The following is a 21749-nucleotide window of genomic DNA, read 5'->3' on the forward strand; positions in this document are numbered from 1 at the left end:
CTCCTCGCCGTCGAGCCGGCGGTGCGCCGGCTCCCGGAGACTGCACGAAAGGGCACCCGCTCACCAGCGCAGCGCGGCCGTGTGGACGGGAGCGTCCCACAGGGCGGTGAGCTCGTCGTCCAGGCGCAGCACGGTGACCGACGCACCCTGCATCTCCAGCGACGTGACGTAGTTGCCGACGAGCGAGCGCGTCACGCGTACGCCGCGCCCTTCGAGCAGCCTCCTCGCCTGACGATAGACGACGTACAGCTCGGACAGCGGGGTACCGCCCATTCCGTTAACGAACAGCAACACGTCCTCGCCGTCGGCGAGGCCCAGGTCGTCGGCCACGGGATCGACCAGCCGCTGCGTGATCTCGTCCGCCGACGCGAGCGGGATCCGGTGCCGCCCGGGCTCGCCGTGGATCCCGATGCCGATCTCGACCTCGTCGTCGCCGAGGTCGAAGCTCGGCCGGCCCACGTGCGGCACGGTGCACGCCGTGAGGGCGACGCCCATCGAGCGCACGTTCGCCACGACGCGCCCGGCGATCTCCGTCACGGTCCCGAGGTCGTCACCGCGCTCGGCCGCCGCGCCCGCGATCTTCTCGACCGCGACCGTCCCCGCCACGCCGCGCCGGCCCGCGGTGTAGAGCGAGTCCTCGACCGCGACGTCGTCGTTGACGAGGATGCTCGTGACCTGGGTGCCCTCGGCCTCGACGAGCTCGACCGCCGTCTCGAAGTTCAGCACGTCGCCCGTGTAGTTCTTGACGATCGCGAGCACGCCGGCGCCCGAGTCGGCGCCGAGGATCGCCGGGACGATCTGGTCGGGCGTCGGCGAGGTGAACACGGCGCCCGGCACCGCGGCGTCGAGCATCCCCGGCCCGACAAAGCCGGCGTGCAGCGGCTCGTGGCCCGAGCCGCCGCCCGAGACCAGCCCGACCTTGCCGGCCACCGCGCCGCCGGCGCGCGACACGTACGGGGGTGCGAGGTGCACCTGCACGAGGTCGGCGTGCGCCTGGCCGAAGCCCTCGAGGGACTCCGTCACCGCGTCCTGGGGATCGTTGAGCAGCTTCTTCACCGGTCATCCCTCCATCGGTCCGTGCGCCCGGTCCTCCGGGCGCCGACAGCCCCCGCGACGTCGGCAGGGCGCGCCCGGCGTGCCCGCCGCCGTCGTCGCCTCCATCAAACACCCGGCCGCCGCGCGCCGCGCGGCGTCCGGGCGTCAGCCGCGACCGAGCAGGACGCGCGCGTCGGCCACCGTCACGACCGAGCCCGTGACCAGGACGCCCGTGCCCGTGCCGACGCCCACGGCGTCGTCGCGCTCGACGAGGTCGACCGCCACCTGGAGCGCCTCGTCGAGGCGCTCGGTGCTGTGCACGCGGTCCTCGCCGAAGACGTCGGCGGCGAGCTCGGCGAGCTCCGTCGGGTCGGCCGAGCGCTCCGAGCTGTTGCGCGTCACGACGATCTCCGCGAGCACCGGCTCGAGTGCCGCGAGGAGCGGCTCGGCGTCCTTGTCGGCCATGATCGCGACGACGCCGACGAGGTGGCGCAGGTCGAACGCCTCGCCGAGCGCCGTCGCGAGCGCCTCGGCCCCCGCGGCGTTGTGCGCCGCGTCGACGAGGACGGTCGGGCTGGACCGCACGACCTCGAGCCGGCCCGGCGACGTGACGTCCGCGAACGCCGCCTCGACGAGCGTGCCGTCGAGCGCCCGTCCGCCGAGGAACGCCTCCACCGCGCCGAGCGCGAGCAGCGCGTTGTGCGCCTGGTGCTCGCCGTGCAGCGGGAGGAACACCTCGGTGTAGAGCGCGGCGGGCGTGCGCAGGTCGAGGAGCTGTCCGCCGACCGCGACCTGGCGCGCGGCGACGTCGAGGTCGACGCCCTCGCGCAGCAGGCGCGCGCCGACGCGCTCCGCCCGCGCCCGCAGCACCTCCTCGACCTCGGCGCGCTGCGCCGCCGAGACGACGGTCGCGCCCTCCTTGACGATGCCCGACTTGACCGTCGCGATCTCCTCGAGCGTGCTCCCGAGCCACCGCTCGTGGTCGAGCGCGACGGGCGTCACGACGGCGACCTCCGCGTCGACCACGTTGGTCGAGTCCCACTCGCCGCCCATGCCGACCTCGACGATCGCGACGTCGACGGGCGTGTCCGCGAACGCGGCGAACGCCACGCCCGTGAGGACCTCGAAGAAGCTCAGCTGCGACTGCCCGGTCTCCGCGAGCTCGGCGTCGACGACCTGCACGTAGGGGTAGACGTCCTCCCACACCTCGACGAACCGGCGCGGCGAGAGCGGCTCGCCGTCGACGACGATCCGCTCGGTGACGCTCGTCAGGTGCGGGCTCGTGAACAGGCCGGTGCGCAGGCCGTGCTCGCGCACGAGCCGCTCGGCGACGCGCGCGGTGCTCGTCTTGCCGTTGGTCCCGGTGAGGTGGATCGTCCGGAACGCGTGCTGCGGGTCGCCCAGCAGCTCGAACAGGCGCCGCACCCGGTCGATCGTCGGGTCGAAGTCGTGCTCGGGAGCACGGGACACGATGTGCTGGTAGACGCGCTCGAGGTCCGCCTGCGCGGCGGCGTCCTCCGCCGCCGCGCGGGCGTCCTTCGCGCTCTGCCGGCGTGCGGCGCCGGGGTCCTTGCGCGGGGCGCTCACAGGATCACCGCCGTGTCCGGGACGGTGCCGTCGGCCTTCTCGACGCGCACGGAGCGCACGTCGGTCGGCGACGTCTCGACGACGACCTCGACCGCGAGCGTCTCGCGCGCGACGAGGTCGCGGTGCTCCTCGACGGCCGCGAGCCACTCGCCCGGCACGTCGAGCGAGAGCCGGATGCGGTCGGCGACGTCGAGCCCGGCGGCCTTGCGCGCGTCCTGCACGTCGCGGATCACGTCGCGTGCGTAGCCCTCGGCGAGCAGCGCGTCGTCGAGCGCGAGGTCGAGGACGGCGAACCCGCCGCTCGCGAGCACCGCGGCGGCGACGCTCGGCGCCTCGCCCTCGGCGACGCCGCGGTCGGCGACCACCGTCGTCAGCTCGTACTCCGCGGGCAGGAGCGCGACGTCGCCGTCGTCCGTCGTCACGACGACCTCCCCGGCCTCGTCCACGCGCCACGCACCGGCCTTCGCCGCCTTGATGACGGCCTGGACCCCGCGGCCCAGGCGCGGGCCCGCGGCGCGGGCGTTGACCGCGAGGCGCTGCGTGATGCCGAAGCGCTCCGCGGCGTCCGAGTCGGTCGGCTCGAGCTCGACGGCCTTGACGTTGAGCTCGCGCGCCAGCAGGTCCGTGTACGGCGCGAGCGCCCCCGGGTCGTCCACGACGACCGTGAGCCGCGCGAGCGGCTGGCGCACCCGGAGCTGGTGCGCCTTGCGCAGGCCGAGCGCGGCCGACGCGACGGCGCGGACCTCGTCCATCGCGGCGACGAGCGCCGGGTCGGCGACGAGGGACGCGTCCGGGACGTGACGCACGGCCACGGCGGACGAGCCGTCCTCGCCGACGAACCGCTCGCCGACCTCCTCGGTGGACGCCGGCCAGTCCGTGAGGTGGACCGAGCGCCCGCCGGTCAGGCCGCGCCACACCTCCTCCGCGAGCAGCGGGGCGAGCGGCGCCATGACGCGCGTGAGCGTCTCGAGCGCCGTGTACAGCGTGTCGAACGCGTCGGCGTCCTCCGCCCAGAACCGGTCGCGCTGGGTGCGCACGTACCAGTTGGTCAGGACGTCGAGGTGCTCGCGCACGGTCTCGCACGCGCCGGCGATGTCGTACGCGTCGAGCTGCCCCGTGACGCGCACGACGAGGTCGTGGGTCCGGGCGAGCAGGTAGCGGTCGAGGGCCGGGAGCCCGGCCACGCGCTCGGGGGCCACCTTCTGCGCGACGTACCCGGCGGGCTCGACGGGCTCGCCCGCCCGCGCCTGAGCCTTCGACGTGTTCGCGTACAGGGTGAAGAAGTAGTACGTGCTCCAAAGCGGCAGCAGCACCTGGCGCACCGCGTCGCGGATCCCGTCCTCGGTGACGACGAGGTTGCCGCCGCGCAGGATGGGCGAGCTCATGAGGAACCAGCGCATCGCGTCGGAGCCGTCGCGGTCGAAGACCTCGTTGACGTCCGGGTAGTTGCGCAGCGACTTGCTCATCTTGCGGCCGTCGGAGCCCAGCACGATGCCGTGCGAGACGGCCGAGCGGAACGCCGGGCGGTCGAACAGCGCGGTCGCGAGCACGTGCAGCGTGTAGAACCAGCCGCGCGTCTGGCCGATGTACTCGACGATGAAGTCGCCGGGGTTGTGGTGCTCGAACCAGTCGGTGTTCTCGAACGGGTAGTGCACCTGCGCGTAGGGCATGGACCCCGAGTCGAACCAGACGTCCATGACGTCCTCGACGCGGCGCATGGTCGAGCGGCCCGTCGGGTCGTCCGGGTTGGGGCGCGTGAGGCGGTCGACGAACGGCCGGTGCAGGTCCGGCTCGCCCTTCTCGTTGCGCGGGAGGGTGCCGAAGTCCCGCTCGATCTCGGCGAACGAGCCGTACACGTCGACGCGCGGGTGCTGCGGGTCGTCCGAGCGCCACACGGGCACCGGGCTGCCCCAGAACCGGTTGCGCGTGATCGACCAGTCGCGCGCGTTCTCCAGCCACTTGCCGAACTGGCCGTGCTGGATGTGGTCGGGCGTCCACGAGATCTGCTCGTTGAGCTCGACCATGCGGTCCTTGAACTTCGACACCGCGACGAACCACGACGACACGCCCATGTAGATGAGCGGCTTGCGGCAGCGCCAGCAGTGCGGGTAGGAGTGCGCGTACGACTCACGGCGCAGCAGCACCGTGCCGGGGCTCGTCGCGCCGAGCGGGAGGTCCGGCGTCTCCTCCCCCTGCGCGGCCGCGGCGTCGTGGCGCGTGCGGCCCTTGAGGTGGTCGATGATGAGCGCGTTCGCGTCGAAGACCTGGAGGCTCTCGTAGTCGACGACGGGGAAGACGAACTTGCCGTCGGACGCGACCGGCAGCACCGGCTCGACGCCCTCGCGGTCGGAGACGACCTTGTCCTCCTCGCCGAACGCGCCGGCGTTGTGCACGAGCCCGGTGCCGTCCGTGGTCGTGACGAAGTCGGCCTCGACGACCCGGTGCGCGCCGGCGTGCCCGGCGAAGTACGAGAACGGCGGCGTGTACGACCGCCCGACGAGGTCGGCGCCCGTGAGCCGCTCGACGACCTGCGTCGTCACGTCCTCGACGCCCTCGTCGGCGAGCTCGCGCGCGTACGCCTCGAGGCGCTCCGCGGCGATCACGTAGCGCTCCTTGACGCCCGTGAACGACGACTCCACGACGACGTACTCGACGTCGGGGCCGACCATGACGAACAGGTTGGACGGCAGCGTCCAGGGCGTCGTCGTCCAGATGAGCGCGAGCTCGCCCGTCTCGAGCCGGAAGCCGACGGTGACCGCCGGGTCCTGGCGGACCTGGTACACGTCCTCGTCCATGCGCAGCTCGTGGTTGGACAGCGGCGTCTGGTCGTTCCAGCAGTAGGGCAGCACGCGGAAGCCCTCGTAGACGAGGCCCTTGTCGTAGAGCTGCTTGAACGCCCACAGGACCGACTCCATGAACGTCGGGTCGAGCGTCTTGTAGTCGTGCTCGAAGTCGACCCAGCGCGCCTGGCGGGTCACGTAGTCCTGCCACTCGCTCGTGTACTTGAGCACCGACGCGCGGCACGCGTCGTTGAACCGCTCGATCCCCAGCTCGAGGATCTCCTCCTTGGTCTTGATCCCGAGCTGGTCCATCGCCTCGAGCTCGGCGGGCAGGCCGTGCGTGTCCCAGCCGAAGCGACGCTCGACGTGCTTGCCGCGCATCGTCTGGTAGCGCGGCACGACGTCCTTCGCGTAGCCCGTGAGCAGGTGCCCGTAGTGGGGCAGGCCGTTGGCGAACGGCGGGCCGTCGTAGAAGACGAACTCGTTGCTGCCGTTCTCCCCGGCGGGGTTGCGCTCGACCGAGGCGCGGAACGTGTCGTCCGCCTCCCAGTAGGCGAGGACCTCGCGCTCGATCGCGGGCAGGTCCGGGGAGGCGGGGACGCCGAACGCGGCTCCGGGGTGCGCGTCGGCGGCGGACGAGGGTGCGCGGTGCAGCGGGTAGGCCATGGTCTCGAGGACTCCGGTGAGGTAGCGGTCGGCGGGGTGTCCGCCGTGGTGGTACGGGTCGGTCGTGCTCTCCTGCGAGGACGACTCCCCCACCTGGGGCGGGCTCGCCGCGGTACCACCTCGCTTGCCGGCGCCGTCCCCGCAGGTGCCCGACGGCGTCGGGCACCACGGGCGGTCGCCGACCGCTCGTCGCAGGCTGTGACGGGCCCACCCGTCCGGGTCTAGTGAGGACCTGCCGCGGGCCGTCAGGCCTGCCCCGCGGCGGGGTTCCCGTTCTTCCGGAGGCTCGCCGGTGATGGCCGGGTCGACGCCTGTGCCTCCATGGTAGCCGCCGCCCGGCGGCGCGCGGTGTAGGCGTCGATGTCGCGCGCGACGAGCCACTCGAGCGTGAGCGGCGGCCCGGCGGCGGCCGACGGGGCGGGAGCGGCGGGGAGGGCGGGTGCCGACGACGGCACCGTGGTCGGGCGGTAGCGGGGGAAGTGCGGGGGAACGTACATGGTGGTCTCGCGTCCTGTGCTCGGCTGGCGTCCGTGGGTGCAGACCCGGTCGTGGCGTCGGACTCATCGCTGAGCCGTGGCGCGGGACCGGCGACCGTCACGCCCCGTCGCAGGGAGGGAGGGGCGGGAGGCTGCTCGCGGACACCAGGTCGAGGCTGCGCAGGGCGCCGCGAGCCCTCAACAACAGGTGGCGGCGCGGACCCGCGGGCGCGCGAGGACGAGCGGGCTGCTCGTGGGGCGCGCGGAGGTCACCCGCACATGGTGCCAGCACGCCCGTCGCGGGACAACCTCCGGTCCAGGACCCGGGCCTCTCGCCTGCCCCTCGCCTGCCCCCGGTCTCCGGCACGGGCCGGGCCGGTCACCGGACGCGGACGGCGACCTCGTGCCAGCCCGAGGCGCCGTCGGGCGCGGGCGGGGCGACGTCGGCCGTCTGGGTGCGCCCGTCCGCGTCGGTCGCCCGGACCGTCAGCCGGTGCTCCCCCGGCGTCGCGTCCCACGCGTACGACCACTGCCGCCACGTGTCCGGGCCGACGGTGGCGGCGAGCGTCGCGGCGCGCCACGGGCCGTCGTCCACGCGCACCTCGACGCCCTCGACGCCCGTGTGCTGGGCCCACGCCACGCCCGCGACGACGACGTCCCCCGCGTCCACGGCCGCGCCGTCGCGCGGGGTGTCGACGCGCGACGCGAGCTTGATCGGCCCGCGCTCCGACCACCCGCGCGTGGACCAGTAGGCGACGTCGTCGGCGAAGGTCGTGACCTTGAGCTCGGTGACCCACTTCGTCGCGGACACGTAGCCGTACAGCCCGGGCACGACGAGCCGGGCGGGGAACCCGTGCTCGGCCGGCAGCGCCTCGCCGTTCATCCCGACGGCGAGCAGGCTCGCCCGGTCGGGGTCGGTGAGGGCGTCGAGCGGCGTGCTCGCCGTCCACCCGTCGGCGCTCGTGGAGAGCACCATGTCGGCGCCGTCCTGCACGCCCGCGCGCGCGAGCAGCTCGCGCACCGGGTACCCGAGCCACCGCGCGTTGCCCACGAGGTCCCCGCCGACCTCGTTGGACACGCACGTGAGCGTGAGGTCGTGCTCGACGAGCGGGAGCGCGAGCAGCTCGTCGAGCGTGATCTCGAACGGGTCGTCGACGAGCCCCGAGACGCGCAGCGTCCACGACGCCGGGTCGACCTGCGGCACGCGCAGCGCCGTGTCGATGCGGTAGAAGTCCGCGTTCGGGGTGACGTACGGCGCGAGCCCGGGGACGCGCAGGTCCGCCCCGGCGGGGACGGCGGGGGCCGGGGTCGCGGGGGCGGGCAGCCGCAGCGCGTCGCGCGCTGCCGTCACGGCGCGCGAGCCGGCGGACACCGCGCGCGACGTCGCGAGCGCGACGACGCCAGCCGCCGCGGCGAGTCCCGTGACGAGGAGGAACCGGCGGCGGTCGAGGCCGCCGGGCGTCGTCGTCGCGTCGTCGGAGCCGGAGGGCGCGGCCGGGCCGCGCAGCGTCCGGAGCGTCGCGCGCAGCAGCAGCACGGCGACCCCCACGCCGACCAGGCTCGGCAGCGCCCAGGCCACGTTCCCGCCCGGCCGGGAGGCGGCGACGACCGCGCCGACCGCCCCGACGGCGGCGAGGAGCAGCGCGCCGGCTGGCGGGCGGCGGAGCTCGAGCCAGCCGCTGACGGCCGCGCCCGCGGCGAGCGCGACGCCCATGACCCCGAGCAGCACGGCCTTGTCCGCGGTGCCGAAGGTCGCGACGGCCCAGTCCTTGAGGGGCCCGGGCACCGCGTCGACGACGCCCGCACCGGCGGCGAACAGCGGGCTCGACCCGGGCGCGACGACGGCCGCGACGAGCTCGGCGACGGCGAACCCGACGGCCGCCGCGACGACGCCCGCGAGCGCCGCCCGTGCACCCGCGTGCCCGGCTGCCTGCCGCTGCCCCGTCATGCGCGTCCTCCCGTGGTCCAGTAGACGCCGGGCGTGCCCCGGGCGCCATCCTCGGTTCGGAGCGGCGCCGCTCCCGGACGGGTCGGGGTCAGCGGGCGGACGCGTCGGCGTCGGGAGCGGGCTCCACGCCCTTCGGGACGAGCGGCGCGCGCCACAGGGAGTACGTCGAGGCCTGCGCGACGGGCCGCAGGATCAGCGAGTCGATGTTCACGTGGTGCGGGCGCGTCACGGCGAACGTCACGACGTCGGCGACGTCGTCGGCGGTGAGCGGGTCCACGACGCCCTCGTAGACGGCGTCGGCCCCCGCCTGGTCCCCGTGGTAGCGGTTGAGCGAGAACTCGGGCGTGCGCACGAGGCCCGGCGCGATCTCGATGACGCGGATCGGCTCGCCCACGAGCTCGAGGCGGAGCGTCTTCGCGACGCCGAGCAGCGCGTGCTTGGACGCGACGTAGCCGGAGCCGCCGACGTAGGTGTCGTGGCCCGCGGTCGACGTCATGAGCACGATGTCGCCGCGACGCGACGCGCGCAGGAGCGGCAGGAACTCCCGGGTCACGCGCACGGTGCCGAGCACGTTCGTCTCGTACATCGCGCGCCACTCGTCGATCTTCGCCTCGTCGACCGGGTCGACGCCGAGGCCGAAGCCCGCGATGTTGAGCAGCGCGTGCACGGGCCCGCGTGCACCTGCCTCGGCGACGAGGCGCGCGACGTCGTCGTCGGAGGTCACGTCGCCGACCACGGGGTGGGCGCCCGTGCGCTCCGCGACCTCGGCGAGCCGGTCCGCGCGGCGCGCGAACGCCACGACGTCCCAGCCCCGGGCGCGCAGGAACCGCACGCACGCCTCCCCGATGCCCGACGACGCGCCGGTCACCACGGCGCGCAGGGGCGAGGTCGCAGGGGCGGGGGCGGGCGGGTACGACGTCTCGGTCACGACGCACACTCTGTCACGGCCGCGTGTGTAGGCTGGACGACGGACCGCGAACCCCTCGATCGTTCGCCGGAGCGACCTCGTCCTTGGGTCGCGGGTCCGCCCGACGCGAGATGGCGCGTCCGACCCTGGAGAGCCCGCGTCCCCGCCCGGGGGCAGCCGTCCGGCTCTCTCCCCGCCTCGCACCCGGAGCAGCTCCGTGCCCTCGCGCCTCACGCCGTCCCCCGTCTCCCGCCGACCCGTCCGCGCCGCCGTCGGCGCGTCGGCCCTCGCCCTCGTGCTCGCCGCCTGCTCGTCCGGCACGACGCCCGGGGGCGACCCGACCTCTGCGGGCGGCGCGACCTCGTCGAGCACGCCCGGGAGCACCGCGTACCCGCTCACGCTCGACGACTGCGGGTTCGAGGTGACGTTCGACGCCGCGCCCGAGCGCGTCGTGACGATCAAGTCGAGCACCACGGAGATGCTCCTGGCCCTCGGGCTCGGCGACCGGATCGTCGCGAGCGCGTTCGCCGACGGGCCGGTGCCCGACTCGCTGGCCGACGCCGCCGCGGACGTCCCCGCCGTCGTGGAGCCGCTCTCGGACCAGGTCCCGGGTGCCGAGGCGGTCCTGGAGACCGAGCCCGACCTCGTCTACGCGGGCTGGGAGTCCAACCTCACGGCCGACGGCGCCGGCGACCGCGAGACCCTCGCGCAGCTCGGCGTCGCGACCTACGTCTCCCCCGCCGCGTGCAAGGCGCCGGAGTACATGCCGGACCCGCTGACGTTCGACGACGTGTTCGCCGAGATCACCGAGGTCGGCACGATCTTCGACGCGCAGGACGCCGCGGCGGACCTCGTCGCGGAGCAGCGCGCGACGCTCGACGGCGTCGTCCGCGACGACCGCGGCCTGACCGCCCTGTGGTACTCGTCGGGCGACGACATCCCGTACGTCGGGGCGGGCATCGGCGCGCCGCAGATGATCATGGACGCCGTCGGGCTCGAGAACGTCGCGGGCGACGTGCACGACACCTGGACGTCGTACGCGTGGGAGGAGGCGGTCGCCGCCGACCCGGACGTGCTCGTCCTCGTCGACGCCGCCTGGAACACCGCCGAGGCGAAGATCGAGCGGCTCGAGTCCAACCCGGCCACGGCCGAGATGACGGCCGTCCGCGAGGGCCGCTACCTGACGATCCCGTTCCCGGCGACCGAGGCGGGCGTGCGCAACGTCGACGCCGTCGTGGACCTCGCCGCGCAGCTGGAGGCGCTCGACCTGTGACGACCCTGCGCACCCGGCCCGCGCCCGCCGCCGCCGACCGTCGCCCGGACGGCACCGACCCGGCCGGTCGCGCGCGGCGCGGCGCGGCCTGGTGGGTGCCGGCCGGCGTCGTCGCGCTCGTCGCGACGGTACTCGTCACGGTGACGATCGGGCCGGCGGACCTCGCCGTGGGCGAGGTGTGGCGCTCGGTCGCGACGCACCTCGGGCTCGGCGGGCCGCTGGGCCTGGAGCCGCTCGGCGCCCTGCAGGACGGCATGGTGTGGCAGCTGCGGCTCCCCCGCGTGCTCACGGCGGCGGCCGTGGGCGCCGGGCTCGCCGTGTGCGGCGTCGTCATGCAGTCGCTCACGCGCAACCCGCTCGCCGACCCCTACCTGCTCGGGCTGTCCTCCGGCGCGTCGCTCGGCGCGGTGCTCGTCCTGGTCGCGGGCTGGACGGTCCTGCTCCCCGTCGCGGCGTTCGGCGGCGCGGTGCTCGCGCTCGTCGCCGCGCTCGGGCTCGCGGGCGCGCTCGGCGCGCTCACGCCCACACGGACCGTGCTCGCCGGGCTCGCGGTGAGCCAGCTCGCGGCGGCCGCGACGAGCTTCGTCATCTTCTGGTCGGCCACCGGCGACTCGTACCGCGAGATCCTGTCGTGGCTCATGGGGTCCGTCGCGGGCGCGACGTGGACCTCGGTCGCGGTCGCGGGCGGCGCGACGCTCGTGCTCGGGACGCTGCTCGCGTCGACCGGCTCGGTGCTCGACGCCTTCACCTTCGGCGACACGGCGGCCTCCGCGCTCGGCGTCGACGTCGCGCGCGTGCGCTGGACGCTCCTCGTGGGCGTCGCGCTGCTCACCGGCGCGCTCGTGTCCCAGTCGGGGTCCATCGGGTTCGTCGGCCTGATCCTGCCGCACGCGGTGCGGCTCCTCACCGGCGCGCGGCACCGGCTGCTCCTGCCGCTCTCCGCGCTGTTCGGCGCGACGTTCCTCGTCTGGGCCGACACGCTCGCGCGCACGGTCTTCGCGCCGCGCGAGCTGCCCGTCGGCATCGTCACCGCCGCGATCGGCGCCCCGGTGTTCGCCCTGCTGCTGTGGCGCGGACGGAGGACCGCGTGAGCGCCCCCGCCGTCGTGGGCACGACCGGGCTCGACGCGGAGCGCGTGTCGTGGTCGGTCGACGGTCGGCTGATCCTCGACGGCGTGGACTGCACCGCGCCCCCGGGTGCGGTGAGCGGGCTGCTCGGCCCGAACGGCTCCGGGAAGTCCACGCTCCTGCGCGTGCTCGCGGGCGTCCGGGCGCCGTCGGCGGACCCGGGCGGGGAGGGCGCCCGCGTGCGGTTCGACGGCGCCGACCTGCTCGCGCTGCCGCGCCGGCAGCGGGCGCGGGTGCTCGCGCTCGTCGAGCAGGACGCGACGACCGACCTCCCGCTCTCCGTGCTCGACGCCGTGCTGCTCGGCCGCATCCCGCACCGGTCGCTCCTCGCGGGCGACTCCGCGACCGACCGCGACCTCGCCCGCGCGGCGCTCGCCCGCGTCGGGATGGCGGGGTTCGCGGACCGCGAGGTCGCGACGCTCTCCGGCGGCGAGCGCCAGCGCGTGCACCTCGCGCGCGCCCTCGCGCAGGAGCCCGCCCTCCTGCTGCTCGACGAGCCGACCAACCATCTCGACATCGCCGCGCAGCTCGACACGATGCGCGTCCTGCGCGACCTCGCGGACGACGGCGTCACCGTGCTCGCCGCGCTCCACGACCTCAACCTCGCGGCCCAGACGTGCGACCACGTCGTCGTGCTGGCGGACGGCCGCGTCGTGGCGGCGGGCGACGTCCACGACGTGCTCGTGCCCGACGTGCTGGACCCCGTCTACGGCGTGCGGTGCGAGGTCCTCACGCACCCGCGCACCGGCAGGCCGGTGCTGACGTTCGAGCCCCCGGCCTGAGGAACCCTCAGAAGCCGCGCAGTCGTTCGAGGCGCACGCGCAGCGTCACGGCGTAGTCGTCGTGGAAGCCGTCGGGCGTCGTGCCGAGGCCGCGGATGCCGTCGTCGTACTTCGCGTCGTACGCCGCGCGCTCCGCGGCCGAGAGACCGTCGTCGTCGACCGACGCCGTGCCGGTGAGCACGACGACGTCGCCGCCCGACGGGGTGCTGTTGAGGTGCACCGCGACGCGGGGGTTCGCGCGGACGTTGCGCAGCTTGGCCGTGCGCGGCTGGGACTTCACGACGACCTCGTCGGCGCCGTCCCAGCGGAACCAGACCGGCGTCGGCTGCGGCGTGCCGTGCGGGTCCACGGTGACGAGCCACACGACCTGCTCGTCGGCGAGCCGCGCCGCAGCGCGTGAGCCGAGGCGCGTCGTGCTGTCGACCGCGGGCACGGTCAGGCCTCCTCGGCCGCGGCGAGGCGCGGCAGCTCGATCGCGGGGCAGCGGTCCATGACCATGTCGAGGCCCGCGTCGCGCACGCGCCGCGCGGCGTCCTCGTCGATCACGTCGAGCTGGAACCACACCGCCTTCGCGCCGATCGCGATCGCCTGGTCGGCGACGTCGCCCGCGAGCTCGGAGCGCACGAACACGTCGACGACGTCGACGGGGAACGGGACGTCCGCGAGGCTCGCGTACCCCTGCTCGCCGTGAACGGTCTCCGCCGACGGGTGCACGGGCACGACCCGCTTGCCGTGCTGCTGCAGCACGCGCGCGACCCCGTACGCGGCGCGCGCGGTGTTGTTCGACAGGCCGACGACGGCCCAGGTCTCGGTGCCCTCCAGGACCCGACGGACGGTGTCCTGCTCGTCGGCCGGCACGGCCGCTGTGACGTCGCTCATGTCGTGCGCAACCGGGTCCCGGCCGCGGCTATTCCGCGGCCGGACCCGGCGCGGGCATCCGCGAACCTCAGACCAGCGCGAGGCCGAGCAGCGCGCTCGACGCCGCACCGGCCACCGTCCGCACGTGGTTCCACGCGAGCCAGCGCGGCAGGAACGCCGTCCACGCCGCCGCCAGGTCGCCCTCGCGGGCCGCGGCGTCGAGCCGCTCGTTGAGCGGGACGTTGCCCACGGCCGTCACGCCGAGGATCCCGACGACCGCGACAACCGCGCCCGCGAGCGCCCGTCCCGCCCCGGAGTCCCCGCCGACGAGTCCGACGACGGCCGCCGCCGCGGGGAGCAGGACGCTCGCGGCGAGCAGGAGCATCAGCGGCGGCCGGAGCGCGTCGCGGTTGATCGCGACCATCGCGGCGCCGCCCTCGCCCGGCGGGAGGCGGCGCAGCCCACCCATCACGAACGTCGAGAACGCGAAGAGCACGCCGCCCGCGAGCCCCGTCGCGACGGCGGCCGCCACGACGAGGGTCGCGAAGGCAGTCACGGCGTGGTCTCCACCGTGCGCGTGCCGGCGACGGTGCCCGCGACCCACGCGCCCGCCTCGCGCGCCGCGTACTCGCGGAAGTCCCGCGGCTCGCGGCCGAGCGCGACGCGGACGCCGTCGGTCACGGGGGTCCCGCGCCCGTCGAGCACCTCGGTGAAGAGGTACCGCATGAGGTCGACGACGTCGTCGGGCAGCCCGGCCGCAGCGAGGCCCGCGACGAACGCCTCCATGGCGACGGGCTCGTAGCGGACGTCGCGCCCGCTCGCGGCGGCGATCTCCGCGACCGCTTCGTGGAACGTCAGCGCGCGCGGCCCGGTGAGCTCGAGGACGCGCCCCGCGAGGGCGTCGTCCGTGAGGGCCGCGACCGCGACGTCGGCCACGTCCTCGAGGTCGACGAACGGCTCCGCGACGTCGTCGACCGGGAGCGCGAGGACGCCGTCGAGCACGGGCTCGAGGAGGAAGCTCTCGCTGAAGTTCTGGTCGAAGAACGCGCATCGCACGACCGTGCGCGCCGGGAACGCCGCGCCGACGAGCCCCTCCGCGCGCTGCGCCTCGTCCTCGCCGCGCCCCGAGAGCAGCACGAGGCGGCGCGCGCCGGCGTCGTGCGCGCGGGCCGCGAGCCGGGCCACGGTCTCCGGGGCCCCGGGGACCGCGAGGTCGGGCGCGTACGCGACGTACACGGCCGCGGCCCCCGCGAGCGCGGGCTCCCACGTCGCGTCGTCGTCCCAGTCGAAGCGGACGTCGCCGGAGCGCGACGCCCGGCGCACGGGGACGCCGGCCGCGTCGAGCCGGTCGGCGATGCGGCGGCCGGTCTTGCCGGTCGCGCCGAGCACCAGCACGGTGCCGGGCGCAGGTGCCGGTGCGGCCGTGGGTGCCGACGTGCGGACGGGTGCCGCCGACGGGGCGGCGGCGGTGGGCGGGGTCGAGGCAGGCATGGTGTCTCCCGAGGTGCGGCGGGTGGAGCGGTACGGGTCCCACCCAACCCCGGCGCCGCGAGACGTTCCATGGCCGACCGGCTCGCGCGCATACGCGATCGTCTCGCCGCGCGCGGCGTACGCTGACGCGATGGACGTCGTCGCCGGGCTACTCGACGGGCCGCGCGCCCGCGGCGCCTTCCTCCTGCGGAGCCACCTGCGCGCGCCGTGGGGCATGCGCATCGAGGACGAGGCGCCGCTGACGATCGTGCCCGTCCTGCGCGGGTCCGGGTGGGTCGGCCCCGGGGCCGGCGGCACGTCGTCCGACCCGGGCGAGCGCGTCGCCGCGGGCGACGTCGTGCTCCTGCGCGGCCCGGACCACTACGTCGTCGCCGACGCGCCGACCACGGCGCCCCAGGTCGTCGTCGGCCCGGCGTCCGACATGTGCCGGGCGGTCGACGGCGGCCCCTCCCCCATGACCGTGCTCGGCGTGCGGTCGTGGGGGAACGACCCGGACGGCGAGACCGTCATCGTCACGGGCACGTACCCGCTCGACGGCGAGGTCGGGCGCCGGGTGCTGCGCGTGCTGCCCCAGCGCGTGGTCCTGCGCCGCGGGGACGTGGACGGGACGCTCGTCGAGATGCTCGCCCGGGAGGTCGTGCAGGACCTCCCGGGGCAGGAGGCGGTGCTCGACCGCCTCCTCGACCTCCTCCTCATCTCGTGCCTGCGCACGTGGCTCTCGCGCGACGACGCGCCGGGCTGGTACCGCGCCGATGCCGACCCCGTCGTCGGGGCCGCGCTGCGGCTCATCCACCACGACCCGGCGCGTGCCTGGACCCTCGACGCGCTCGCGCGGGAGGTGGGACTGTCGCGCGCGGCGTTCTCGCGCCGCTTCACGGTGCTCGTCGGCGAGCCGCCGATGGGCTACCTCACCGGCTGGCGGCTCGACCTGGCCGCCGACCTCCTCCTCGAGCCGGACGCGACGCTCTCCGCGGTCGCGCGCGCCGTCGGGTACGCGACGCCGTTCGCGCTGAGCGCCGCGTTCAAGCGCGTGCGCGGCGTGAGCCCGGCGGAGCACCGGGCGCGCGCCGGTGCGGCGTGAGCACTCAGCGCGCGACGGGCACGAGCTCGAGGTCCCGCAGCGCGCCGTCGTCGACGACGGCCGTGAGGAACGTCCCGACCGGCTGCCGACGGCGGTCCGTCGGCGATCCGGGGTTGAGCAGGCGCAGGCCGCCCGGCGACGTCGTGTCCCAGGGGATGTGGCTGTGCCCGAACACGAGCACGTCCACGTCGGGGAACGCGGCGTCGGCGCGACGCTCACGCCCGTCCTTCCCGCCCGTCTCGTGCACGACGGCGAGCCGCAGCCCCTCGACCGTGGTGCGCGCCACCTCGGGCAGGCGCGCGTGCAGGTCGGGGCCGTCGTTGTTCCCCGCGACCCCGACGAGGCGCGCCGCGCGCGCCTCCAGCGCGTCGAGCAGGTCGGCGCTCACCCAGTCGCCCGCGTGCACGACGACGTCCGCGTCGTCGACCGCGCGCCACACCTGGTCCGGGAGCGCCCGGGCGCGGACCGGGACGTGCGTGTCGCTGAGCAGGAGGAGTCGGGTGGGCACGCCGCCACGATAGGTCGCGGTCCCGGGGCACGCCGGGTGACGATGGGCCCATGCCGATCCCGCGCTGGGTAGCCCGCAGCAACAGGCGCTTCCTCAACCCCGTCATGCTTCGCGTCGCGACGGGCGTCGGGCCGATGGCCGTCGTCCGCCACGTCGGGCGGCGCAGCGGGCGCGAGTACCGCACCCCGGTCTTCGCGTTCGCCTACCGCGACGGCCCGACCGGTCCGGTCCGCGTCGCGTTCGCCCTCACGTACGGCCCCGACGTGGACTGGGTCCGCAACGTCGAGGCGGCCGGGGAGTTCGTCCTCGAGCGCCGCGGCGTGGAGTACGTCGTCGACGACGTGCGTCGCGTGACCGGCGCGGACGGCCTGCGGCTCCTGCCCGGCTGGACGAGCGCGATCCTGCGGCGCGCGGGCGTCGACGAGTTCCGGACCGGACGGCTGCGCCGGGCACCCGGCCAGCCGGCTGCCATGATGGGGGCATGACCGACCAGCTCTGGATCACCGGCGACCCCGACGCGGACGCGCTGCTCAGCGACGACGCGTTCGCGCTCCTCGTGGGGATGCTGCTCGACCAGCAGTACCCGATGGAGCACGCGTTCGCCGGGCCCCGCAAGATCCGCGACCGCCTCGGCTCGATCGACCCGCGCACCGTGGCGGACACCGACCCCGACGCGTTCGTCACGCTCGCCACGACGCCGCCCGCGATCCACCGCTACGGGCGCTCGATGGCGGGCCGGGTGCAGGAGCTCGCGCGCGTCGTCGTCGACGAGTACGACGGCGACGCGACCCGGATCTGGACCGCGCCGGGCGCGGACGGCGAGCCGACGGGCGCGGAGGTGCTCGCGCGCCTGCGGGCGCTGCCCGGGTTCGGCGACCAGAAGGCGCGCATCTTCCTCGCGCTCCTGGGCAAGCAGCGGGGCGTGCGGCCCGCGGGGTGGCGCGAGGCGGCCGGCCACTACGGGGACGAGGGCTCGCGCCGGTCCATCGCGGACGTCACGAGCCCCGAGTCGCTCGCCGAGGTCCGCACGTTCAAAAAGGCCCAGAAGGCCGCGGCCAAGGCCGCGAAGGGCTGACCGCCGCGCCGCGCGCGGACGCCCGGGTGCGCGACGCACCCCGGCGGCTATCGTCGGCGCGTGACCACGACGACGCCTCCCGCCCCGGGGCTCCCTCCCGCCACGCGCACGCTCCTGGCCCTCGCCGCCGGCGTCGTCGTCCTCGCCGGCGTCCACGCCGCCCGCGAGGTCCTCGCCCCGATGTTCCTCGCGGCGGTCATCGTCATCATCTGCCACCCCGTGCGCTTCCCCCTGGAGCGCCGGGGCTGGCCGCGGTGGGCCGCGACGTCCGCCGTCGTCACGGTCGCGTACCTCATCCTCGCGGCGCTCGTCGCGATGCTCGCGTTCGCGGGCGTCCGGTTCGTGGACCTCGTCCGCGAGTACCTCCCGGCGCTCGTGCGCGCGGTCGACGACGTCGTGGACCAGCTCGCCGCGGTCGGCATCGACACGGACATCGCCGAGGCGGCCACGTCGTGGCTCGACCCGGGACGCGTCGTCAGCCTCGCGGGCAACGTGTCCGGCATGGCCCTGGGCATCGCGACAGCGTTCTTCTTCGTGCTCGCCTACGCGATCTTCATGGCCGCCGACGCCGCGCGGTACTCCACCGCCGGCTCGGTGTTCGGCGCCGAGCGCGCCGCGACGGTCGACCGGGCGACCCGGTTCAGCGGCGGGGTGCGCCGCTACTTCGTGGTCAACGCGTCGTTCGGCGCCGTCGTCGCCGTGATCGACGGCGTCGCCCTGTGGCTCCTGTCGGTCCCGGCCCCGACCGTGTGGGCGATCCTCGCGTTCGTCACGAACTTCATCCCGAACATCGGCTTCGTCCTGGGGCTCGTACCGCCTGTCGTCATGGCGTTCGTGGTCGGGGGCTGGCAGCTCGCGCTCGCCGTCGTCGCGGTCTACTGCGTGGTGAACGTCGTGCTCCAGGTCCTCGTCCAGCCGAAGTTCGTCGCCGACGCGGTGAACCTCAGCCTCACGTTGAGCTTCGTCTCCGTCGTCTTCTGGACGTTCGTCATCGGGCCGCTCGGGGCGATCCTCGCGATCCCGCTCACGCTGCTCGTCCGGGCGCTCGTGCTGGAGCCCGACCCGGGCTCGGGCTGGCTGCGGTGGCTCTCCGGCGACGACGCGCCGCGGCCCGCCGAGGACCCGCGCGGCGCGGGCTCCCCTCCCACCGCCGACGCCGTGCCGGACGGGGACGGCGCCGCTCCGTCGGAGCCCGCGGACCCCGAGGCCGACCCTCAGGTGGAGCCTGAGGGTTCCTCCGTCGAGCGCTTCCCCGCACCGGACGAGCGCTGACCCCCGCCGCACGGTCCGGCCCGGGCCCTGGTGCGCGCGCCACCGCCGTCCCTAGGCTGGTGCTCGGCGGGTGTCCGCCCGTCACCGGCACGGGGAGGAACCATGGCGCACGGAGACATCACGCACATCGACATCCCGGTGAGCGACAACGGCAGGGCCACCCAGTTCTACGGCGAGCTCTTCGGCTGGGAGATCGCGGAAGTGCCCGGCTTCGAGGGCTACCCCATGTGGCAGGCCCCGAACAAGATCAGCGGCGGCGGCCTCGCCCCGCGCTCCGAGGGGTTCACGAGCCCGCGCAGCTACGTCGAGGTCGACTCCATCGAGGAGACGCTCGCCAAGGTCCGTGAGCTCGGCGGGCGCGTCGTGCTGGAGAAGTCGCAGATCAGCCCCACCTCGTGGTGGGCCGCGTTCGAGGACGCCGACGGGAACCAGATCGGTCTCTACGAGGGCACGACGGACGCGGGCTGACCGCGCGCGGCGCGCAGCCGCACGGCCGTCAGGGTCGGGACGACAGCACGCGGCCGTCCGGGTCGTCGGGCCGGCGCGGTCGCAGCGTGGGCGGCGGCGGCCACGGGAGGTCGTAGCGCTCGACGGGGACGTCGATCGCCCCGAAGTCGTCCGTCTGCACGACGACGCCGTCCGGCGTGACCTCGACGAGCCGGACCCGCAGCGGCGGCGCGTCGTCCTGCTCGAGCATCCAGACGTCGGCGAGCCACGCGAGGCTGCTCGCGTCGAGCGCCTCCTCGGCCTCGAGCCAGTCGACCGGTCCGGTGAGCTCGTGCCCGAGCAGCGACACGGCCACCCAGGCGTCGCCCTCGGGGCGGATCCAGCCCACGTGCTCACGGTCGTCGGGGCGGCGGTGCGCGATCCAGTCGGAGGGGAGCATCCGGGCAGGCTAGCGGCGACGACGGGGCGCACGCCAGGGGTTTCGCCGCCGCGGGCGCGCCCCGCCTCAGTCCGCGACCGGCTCGTTCCCGGAGCCCTCGCGGTACCCCTCGGCGAACCCGGCCCGGTAGCCGTCGGCGTACGCGGCCTCCCGCGCGGCGTCGTCCCCCTGCTCGCGGCGCGCGTCGGCCTGCCCGCGGGCGTACGCCTCGGCGCTGCCCTCGCGGAACAGGTCGTCGCCCGAGCCGCGCACGAGCACGCGGGCGCCCGGACCGTCCTCGCTCCCGACGTACCGGCCGAGCCCGCGCACCACGGCGACGGGCCGCCCCGCCGCCTTGCCGCGCACGAGCTCGCTCGCGGCCGCCACCTCGTCGACGACGGCGGTCACGGTCACCGACAGCGGCCGCCCGTGGGAGTCCACGCCGCCGCGCAGGTCCTCCGCGACGACGACCCCCGCTGCCCCGATGCCGATGTCGACGAGGCCGTCGCGCCACGCCCGGCCGGAGGTGTCCGTCACGACGACGCCCAGCCGGTCGAGGCCGAACCGCTCGCGGAGCGCGCCGCGCAGCGCCCGCGCGGAGGCGTCGGGGTCGAGCGGGAGCAGCAGGACCGTGCCCTCCGGGGTGTTCGACGCGTCGACGCCCGCCGCGGCCATGACGAGGCCGAGCCGGTTCTCGACGATGCGCAGCGGCGGCTGGCCGGGACGCTCGCGCGTCGCGACGACGCGCACCGTCTCGTCCGTGATCGCCTGCTCGCGGTCCGCCGCGGCGACGACGCGGGCCTCGGCCTTCGAGACGATCTTGCTCGTCACGACGACGACGTCGCCGTCCGCGAGCGCCTCCCCCGCCAGCAGGTCGCCCACGAGCGCCGCGAGGTCGTCGCCCGGCCGGACCTCGCCGAGGCCCTCGGGCGCCCACACCGTGAGGCGCGCGGACCGGCTGGGGCCCGCGCCGCCGTCGGGCCCGCCAGGTGCGGCGTCGTGCTCACTCATCGCGCGAGCTTCGGGAGCACCTCGCGGCCGAAGACCTCGATCCACTCGCGCTGGTTGCGGCCGACGTTGTGCAGGTAGATGCGGTCGAACCCGAGGTCGACGAACTTCTGGATGTACGCGCGGTGCTCGTCCGGGTCGGCGGAGATCACCATGCGGCCCTCGAAGTCCTCCGGGCGCACGAGCTTGGCCATCTGCTCGAAGTCGTGCGGCGAGCGGATGTCCGCCTTGGGGAACTTCATGCCGCCGTTGGGCCACTCGGTCATCGCGTTCGCGAGCGCCTCCTCGTCGGTCGCGGCCCAGGAGAGGTGGAGCTGGAGCACCTTGGGCATCGCCTCGGGGTCGCGGCCGGACTCGCGCACGCCGTCGTCGAACTTGCCGAACAGCATGGAGATCTTCTCGAGCGGCGCCCCGACGGTGATGAGGCCGTCGGCGTGGCGCCCCGCGCGCTTCGCGGTCACCGGACCGGCGGTCGCGACGAGGATCTCCGGCGCGACCTCGGGCATGGTCCACAGGCGCGTGGACTCCATCTTGTAGAACTGCCCGGAGTGCTTGACGTCCTTGTTGTCGAGCCCGGACTGGAACAGCTTCTTGATGACGTCGATCGCCTCGAACATGCGGTTGATGCGCTCGGGCGCCTCGGGCCAGTAGCCCGCGACGACGTGCTCGTTGAGCGCCTCGCCCGAGCCGAGCCCGAGCCAGTGCCGGCCGGGGTACATCGCGGCGAGCGTCGCGGACGCCTGGGCGACCATCGCGGGGTGCCAACGGAACGTCGGCGCGGTGACCCCGGGGCCCAGGTCGCCCCGGGTCCGCTCGCCGAGCGCCGTGAGCACGTTCCACACGAACGACGACTCGCCCTGCGCCGGGACCCACGGCTGGAAGTGGTCGGCCGCCATGGTCCCGGAGAAGCCGTGCTCCTCCGCGTAGGCCGAGAGCGCGACGGCCTCGGTCGGGTGGAACTGCTCGAGCATGGCGGCGTAGCCGATCGTCAGACCCATGGGCCGACCTTA

General features: G+C 75.2%; 22 protein-coding genes. 8 read left to right on the plus strand and 14 right to left on the minus strand.

Going from position 1 to position 21749, the window contains the following annotated elements:
* Positions 1–60 precede the first annotated feature (60 nt).
* From dhaK to ACPCUX_RS16730, 6 genes are all read right to left on the minus strand, one after another.
* On the minus strand, positions 61–1056 hold the full coding sequence (gene dhaK / locus ACPCUX_RS16705) for a dihydroxyacetone kinase subunit DhaK (RefSeq protein ID WP_043658407.1): 996 nt from the start codon (positions 1054–1056) through the stop codon (positions 61–63).
* Between the two features lie 144 nt (positions 1057–1200).
* The gene (locus ACPCUX_RS16710) at positions 1201–2622 is read right to left on the minus strand and encodes a bifunctional folylpolyglutamate synthase/dihydrofolate synthase (RefSeq protein ID WP_423389205.1); all 1422 of its coding nucleotides are present in this window, start codon (positions 2620–2622) and stop codon (positions 1201–1203) included.
* Positions 2619–6068, minus strand: coding sequence for an isoleucine--tRNA ligase (ileS, locus tag ACPCUX_RS16715; RefSeq protein WP_085388803.1), 3450 nt, complete (start codon positions 6066–6068; stop codon positions 2619–2621). The genes ACPCUX_RS16710 and ileS overlap by 4 nt, the downstream gene beginning before the upstream one ends.
* Positions 6069–6313: 245 nt before the next feature.
* Positions 6314–6565, minus strand: coding sequence for a hypothetical protein (locus ACPCUX_RS16720; protein WP_144722802.1), 252 nt, complete (start codon positions 6563–6565; stop codon positions 6314–6316).
* A gap of 358 nt (positions 6566–6923) precedes the next feature.
* Positions 6924–8492 carry a molybdopterin-dependent oxidoreductase gene (locus ACPCUX_RS16725; protein ID WP_423389206.1) on the minus strand — a complete coding sequence of 523 codons (1569 nt, stop codon included), beginning with the start codon at positions 8490–8492 and terminating at the stop codon, positions 6924–6926.
* A gap of 88 nt (positions 8493–8580) precedes the next feature.
* The gene (locus ACPCUX_RS16730) at positions 8581–9420 is read right to left on the minus strand and encodes an SDR family oxidoreductase (protein ID WP_423389207.1); all 840 of its coding nucleotides are present in this window, start codon (positions 9418–9420) and stop codon (positions 8581–8583) included.
* Positions 9421–9616: 196 nt separating this feature from the next.
* Between ACPCUX_RS16730 and ACPCUX_RS16735 the strand changes: the two genes are divergently transcribed.
* The 3 genes from ACPCUX_RS16735 to ACPCUX_RS16745 are packed head-to-tail and all read left to right on the plus strand — an operon-like array spanning position 9617 to position 12581.
* Positions 9617–10672, plus strand: a complete 1056-nt coding sequence (locus tag ACPCUX_RS16735; RefSeq protein ID WP_034651349.1) for a putative F420-0 ABC transporter substrate-binding protein — start codon at positions 9617–9619, stop codon at positions 10670–10672.
* A complete protein-coding gene (locus ACPCUX_RS16740; protein WP_423389208.1) occupies positions 10669–11763 on the plus strand; it encodes a putative F420-0 ABC transporter permease subunit in 1095 nt (364 codons plus the stop codon). Before ACPCUX_RS16735 ends, ACPCUX_RS16740 begins: the two co-directional genes overlap by 4 nt.
* Positions 11760–12581 carry a putative F420-0 ABC transporter ATP-binding protein gene (locus ACPCUX_RS16745; protein WP_423389209.1) on the plus strand — a complete coding sequence of 274 codons (822 nt, stop codon included), beginning with the start codon at positions 11760–11762 and terminating at the stop codon, positions 12579–12581. The genes ACPCUX_RS16740 and ACPCUX_RS16745 overlap by 4 nt, the downstream gene beginning before the upstream one ends.
* A 7-nt stretch (positions 12582–12588) precedes the next feature.
* Here the strand turns inward: ACPCUX_RS16745 and ACPCUX_RS16750 are convergent, their stop codons facing one another.
* The 4 genes from ACPCUX_RS16750 to ACPCUX_RS16765 form a co-directional block, all read right to left on the minus strand.
* The gene (locus ACPCUX_RS16750) at positions 12589–13014 is read right to left on the minus strand and encodes a TIGR03667 family PPOX class F420-dependent oxidoreductase (RefSeq protein WP_137280291.1); all 426 of its coding nucleotides are present in this window, start codon (positions 13012–13014) and stop codon (positions 12589–12591) included.
* Positions 13015–13016: 2 nt separating this feature from the next.
* Entirely contained in the window at positions 13017–13460 is a 444-nt protein-coding gene (locus ACPCUX_RS16755; RefSeq protein WP_021483339.1) for a CoA-binding protein, read from the minus strand.
* A gap of 67 nt (positions 13461–13527) precedes the next feature.
* Complete coding sequence (locus ACPCUX_RS16760) at positions 13528–13995, minus strand: DUF1772 domain-containing protein (protein WP_423389210.1); 468 nt, start codon at positions 13993–13995, stop codon at positions 13528–13530.
* Positions 13992–14930 carry an NAD(P)H-binding protein gene (locus ACPCUX_RS16765; RefSeq protein WP_170963623.1) on the minus strand — a complete coding sequence of 313 codons (939 nt, stop codon included), beginning with the start codon at positions 14928–14930 and terminating at the stop codon, positions 13992–13994. Before ACPCUX_RS16765 ends, ACPCUX_RS16760 begins: the two co-directional genes overlap by 4 nt.
* A 130-nt stretch (positions 14931–15060) precedes the next feature.
* Here ACPCUX_RS16765 and ACPCUX_RS16770 point away from each other — a divergent pair, with 130 nt between their 5' ends.
* Positions 15061–16011 (plus strand): AraC family transcriptional regulator, encoded by a 951-nt coding sequence (locus tag ACPCUX_RS16770; RefSeq protein ID WP_043654777.1) that lies wholly within the window; start codon positions 15061–15063, stop codon positions 16009–16011.
* Between the two features lie 4 nt (positions 16012–16015).
* On the opposite strand, the gene ACPCUX_RS16775 is transcribed toward ACPCUX_RS16770, so the two are convergent.
* Positions 16016–16519, minus strand: coding sequence for a metallophosphoesterase family protein (locus ACPCUX_RS16775; RefSeq protein WP_043654774.1), 504 nt, complete (start codon positions 16517–16519; stop codon positions 16016–16018).
* A 50-nt stretch (positions 16520–16569) separates the two neighbouring features.
* Between ACPCUX_RS16775 and ACPCUX_RS16780 the strand changes: the two genes are divergently transcribed.
* The 4 genes from ACPCUX_RS16780 to ACPCUX_RS16795 all read left to right on the plus strand — a co-directional run bounded on the left by ACPCUX_RS16780 (position 16570) and on the right by ACPCUX_RS16795 (position 19334).
* On the plus strand, positions 16570–17004 hold the full coding sequence (locus tag ACPCUX_RS16780) for a hypothetical protein (protein ID WP_043654772.1): 435 nt from the start codon (positions 16570–16572) through the stop codon (positions 17002–17004).
* On the plus strand, positions 17001–17594 hold the full coding sequence (locus ACPCUX_RS16785) for an HhH-GPD-type base excision DNA repair protein (protein WP_137280287.1): 594 nt from the start codon (positions 17001–17003) through the stop codon (positions 17592–17594). The genes ACPCUX_RS16780 and ACPCUX_RS16785 overlap by 4 nt, the downstream gene beginning before the upstream one ends.
* 60 nt (positions 17595–17654) lie before the next feature.
* The gene (locus ACPCUX_RS16790; RefSeq protein WP_423389211.1) at positions 17655–18866 is read left to right on the plus strand and encodes an AI-2E family transporter; all 1212 of its coding nucleotides are present in this window, start codon (positions 17655–17657) and stop codon (positions 18864–18866) included.
* Positions 18867–18968: 102 nt separating this feature from the next.
* The gene (locus tag ACPCUX_RS16795; protein WP_086151368.1) at positions 18969–19334 is read left to right on the plus strand and encodes a VOC family protein; all 366 of its coding nucleotides are present in this window, start codon (positions 18969–18971) and stop codon (positions 19332–19334) included.
* A gap of 28 nt (positions 19335–19362) precedes the next feature.
* On the opposite strand, the gene ACPCUX_RS16800 is transcribed toward ACPCUX_RS16795, so the two are convergent.
* The 3 genes from ACPCUX_RS16800 to ACPCUX_RS16810 all read right to left on the minus strand — a co-directional run bounded on the left by ACPCUX_RS16800 (position 19363) and on the right by ACPCUX_RS16810 (position 21737).
* A complete protein-coding gene (locus ACPCUX_RS16800) occupies positions 19363–19752 on the minus strand; it encodes a hypothetical protein (protein ID WP_043654766.1) in 390 nt (129 codons plus the stop codon).
* 66 nt (positions 19753–19818) lie between these two features.
* Positions 19819–20742, minus strand: coding sequence for a coenzyme F420-0:L-glutamate ligase (gene cofE / locus ACPCUX_RS16805; RefSeq protein WP_423389212.1), 924 nt, complete (start codon positions 20740–20742; stop codon positions 19819–19821).
* A complete protein-coding gene (locus ACPCUX_RS16810) occupies positions 20739–21737 on the minus strand; it encodes a TIGR03557 family F420-dependent LLM class oxidoreductase (protein ID WP_085388145.1) in 999 nt (332 codons plus the stop codon). Before ACPCUX_RS16810 ends, cofE begins: the two co-directional genes overlap by 4 nt.
* Positions 21738–21749: the final 12 nt, after the last annotated feature.

Source organism: Cellulosimicrobium sp. AB352 (assembly GCF_049538415.1).
In the GTDB taxonomy this organism is placed as follows: domain Bacteria; phylum Actinomycetota; class Actinomycetes; order Actinomycetales; family Cellulomonadaceae; genus Cellulosimicrobium; species Cellulosimicrobium funkei.

Bases quoted from the DNA above. Each gene is read 5' to 3' on its own strand.
- ACPCUX_RS16810 (WP_085388145.1), bottom strand. From the start codon at position 21,737: ATGGGTCTGACGATCGGCTACGCCGCCATGCTCGAGCAGTTCCACCCG.
- ACPCUX_RS16725 (WP_423389206.1), bottom strand. From the start codon at position 8,492: ATGACGGGGCAGCGGCAGGCAGCCGGGCACGCGGGTGCACGGGCGGCG.
- ACPCUX_RS16780 (WP_043654772.1), top strand. From the start codon at position 16,570: ATGCCGATCCCGCGCTGGGTAGCCCGCAGCAACAGGCGCTTCCTCAAC.
- ACPCUX_RS16765 (WP_170963623.1), bottom strand. From the start codon at position 14,930: ATGCCTGCCTCGACCCCGCCCACCGCCGCCGCCCCGTCGGCGGCACCC.
- ACPCUX_RS16755 (WP_021483339.1), bottom strand. From the start codon at position 13,460: ATGAGCGACGTCACAGCGGCCGTGCCGGCCGACGAGCAGGACACCGTC.
- ACPCUX_RS16720 (WP_144722802.1), bottom strand. From the start codon at position 6,565: ATGTACGTTCCCCCGCACTTCCCCCGCTACCGCCCGACCACGGTGCCG.
- ACPCUX_RS16795 (WP_086151368.1), top strand. From the start codon at position 18,969: ATGGCGCACGGAGACATCACGCACATCGACATCCCGGTGAGCGACAAC.
- ACPCUX_RS16785 (WP_137280287.1), top strand. From the start codon at position 17,001: ATGACCGACCAGCTCTGGATCACCGGCGACCCCGACGCGGACGCGCTG.
- ACPCUX_RS16800 (WP_043654766.1), bottom strand. From the start codon at position 19,752: ATGCTCCCCTCCGACTGGATCGCGCACCGCCGCCCCGACGACCGTGAG.
- cofE (WP_423389212.1), bottom strand. From the start codon at position 20,742: ATGAGTGAGCACGACGCCGCACCTGGCGGGCCCGACGGCGGCGCGGGC.
- ileS (WP_085388803.1), bottom strand. From the start codon at position 6,068: ATGGCCTACCCGCTGCACCGCGCACCCTCGTCCGCCGCCGACGCGCAC.
- ACPCUX_RS16770 (WP_043654777.1), top strand. From the start codon at position 15,061: ATGGACGTCGTCGCCGGGCTACTCGACGGGCCGCGCGCCCGCGGCGCC.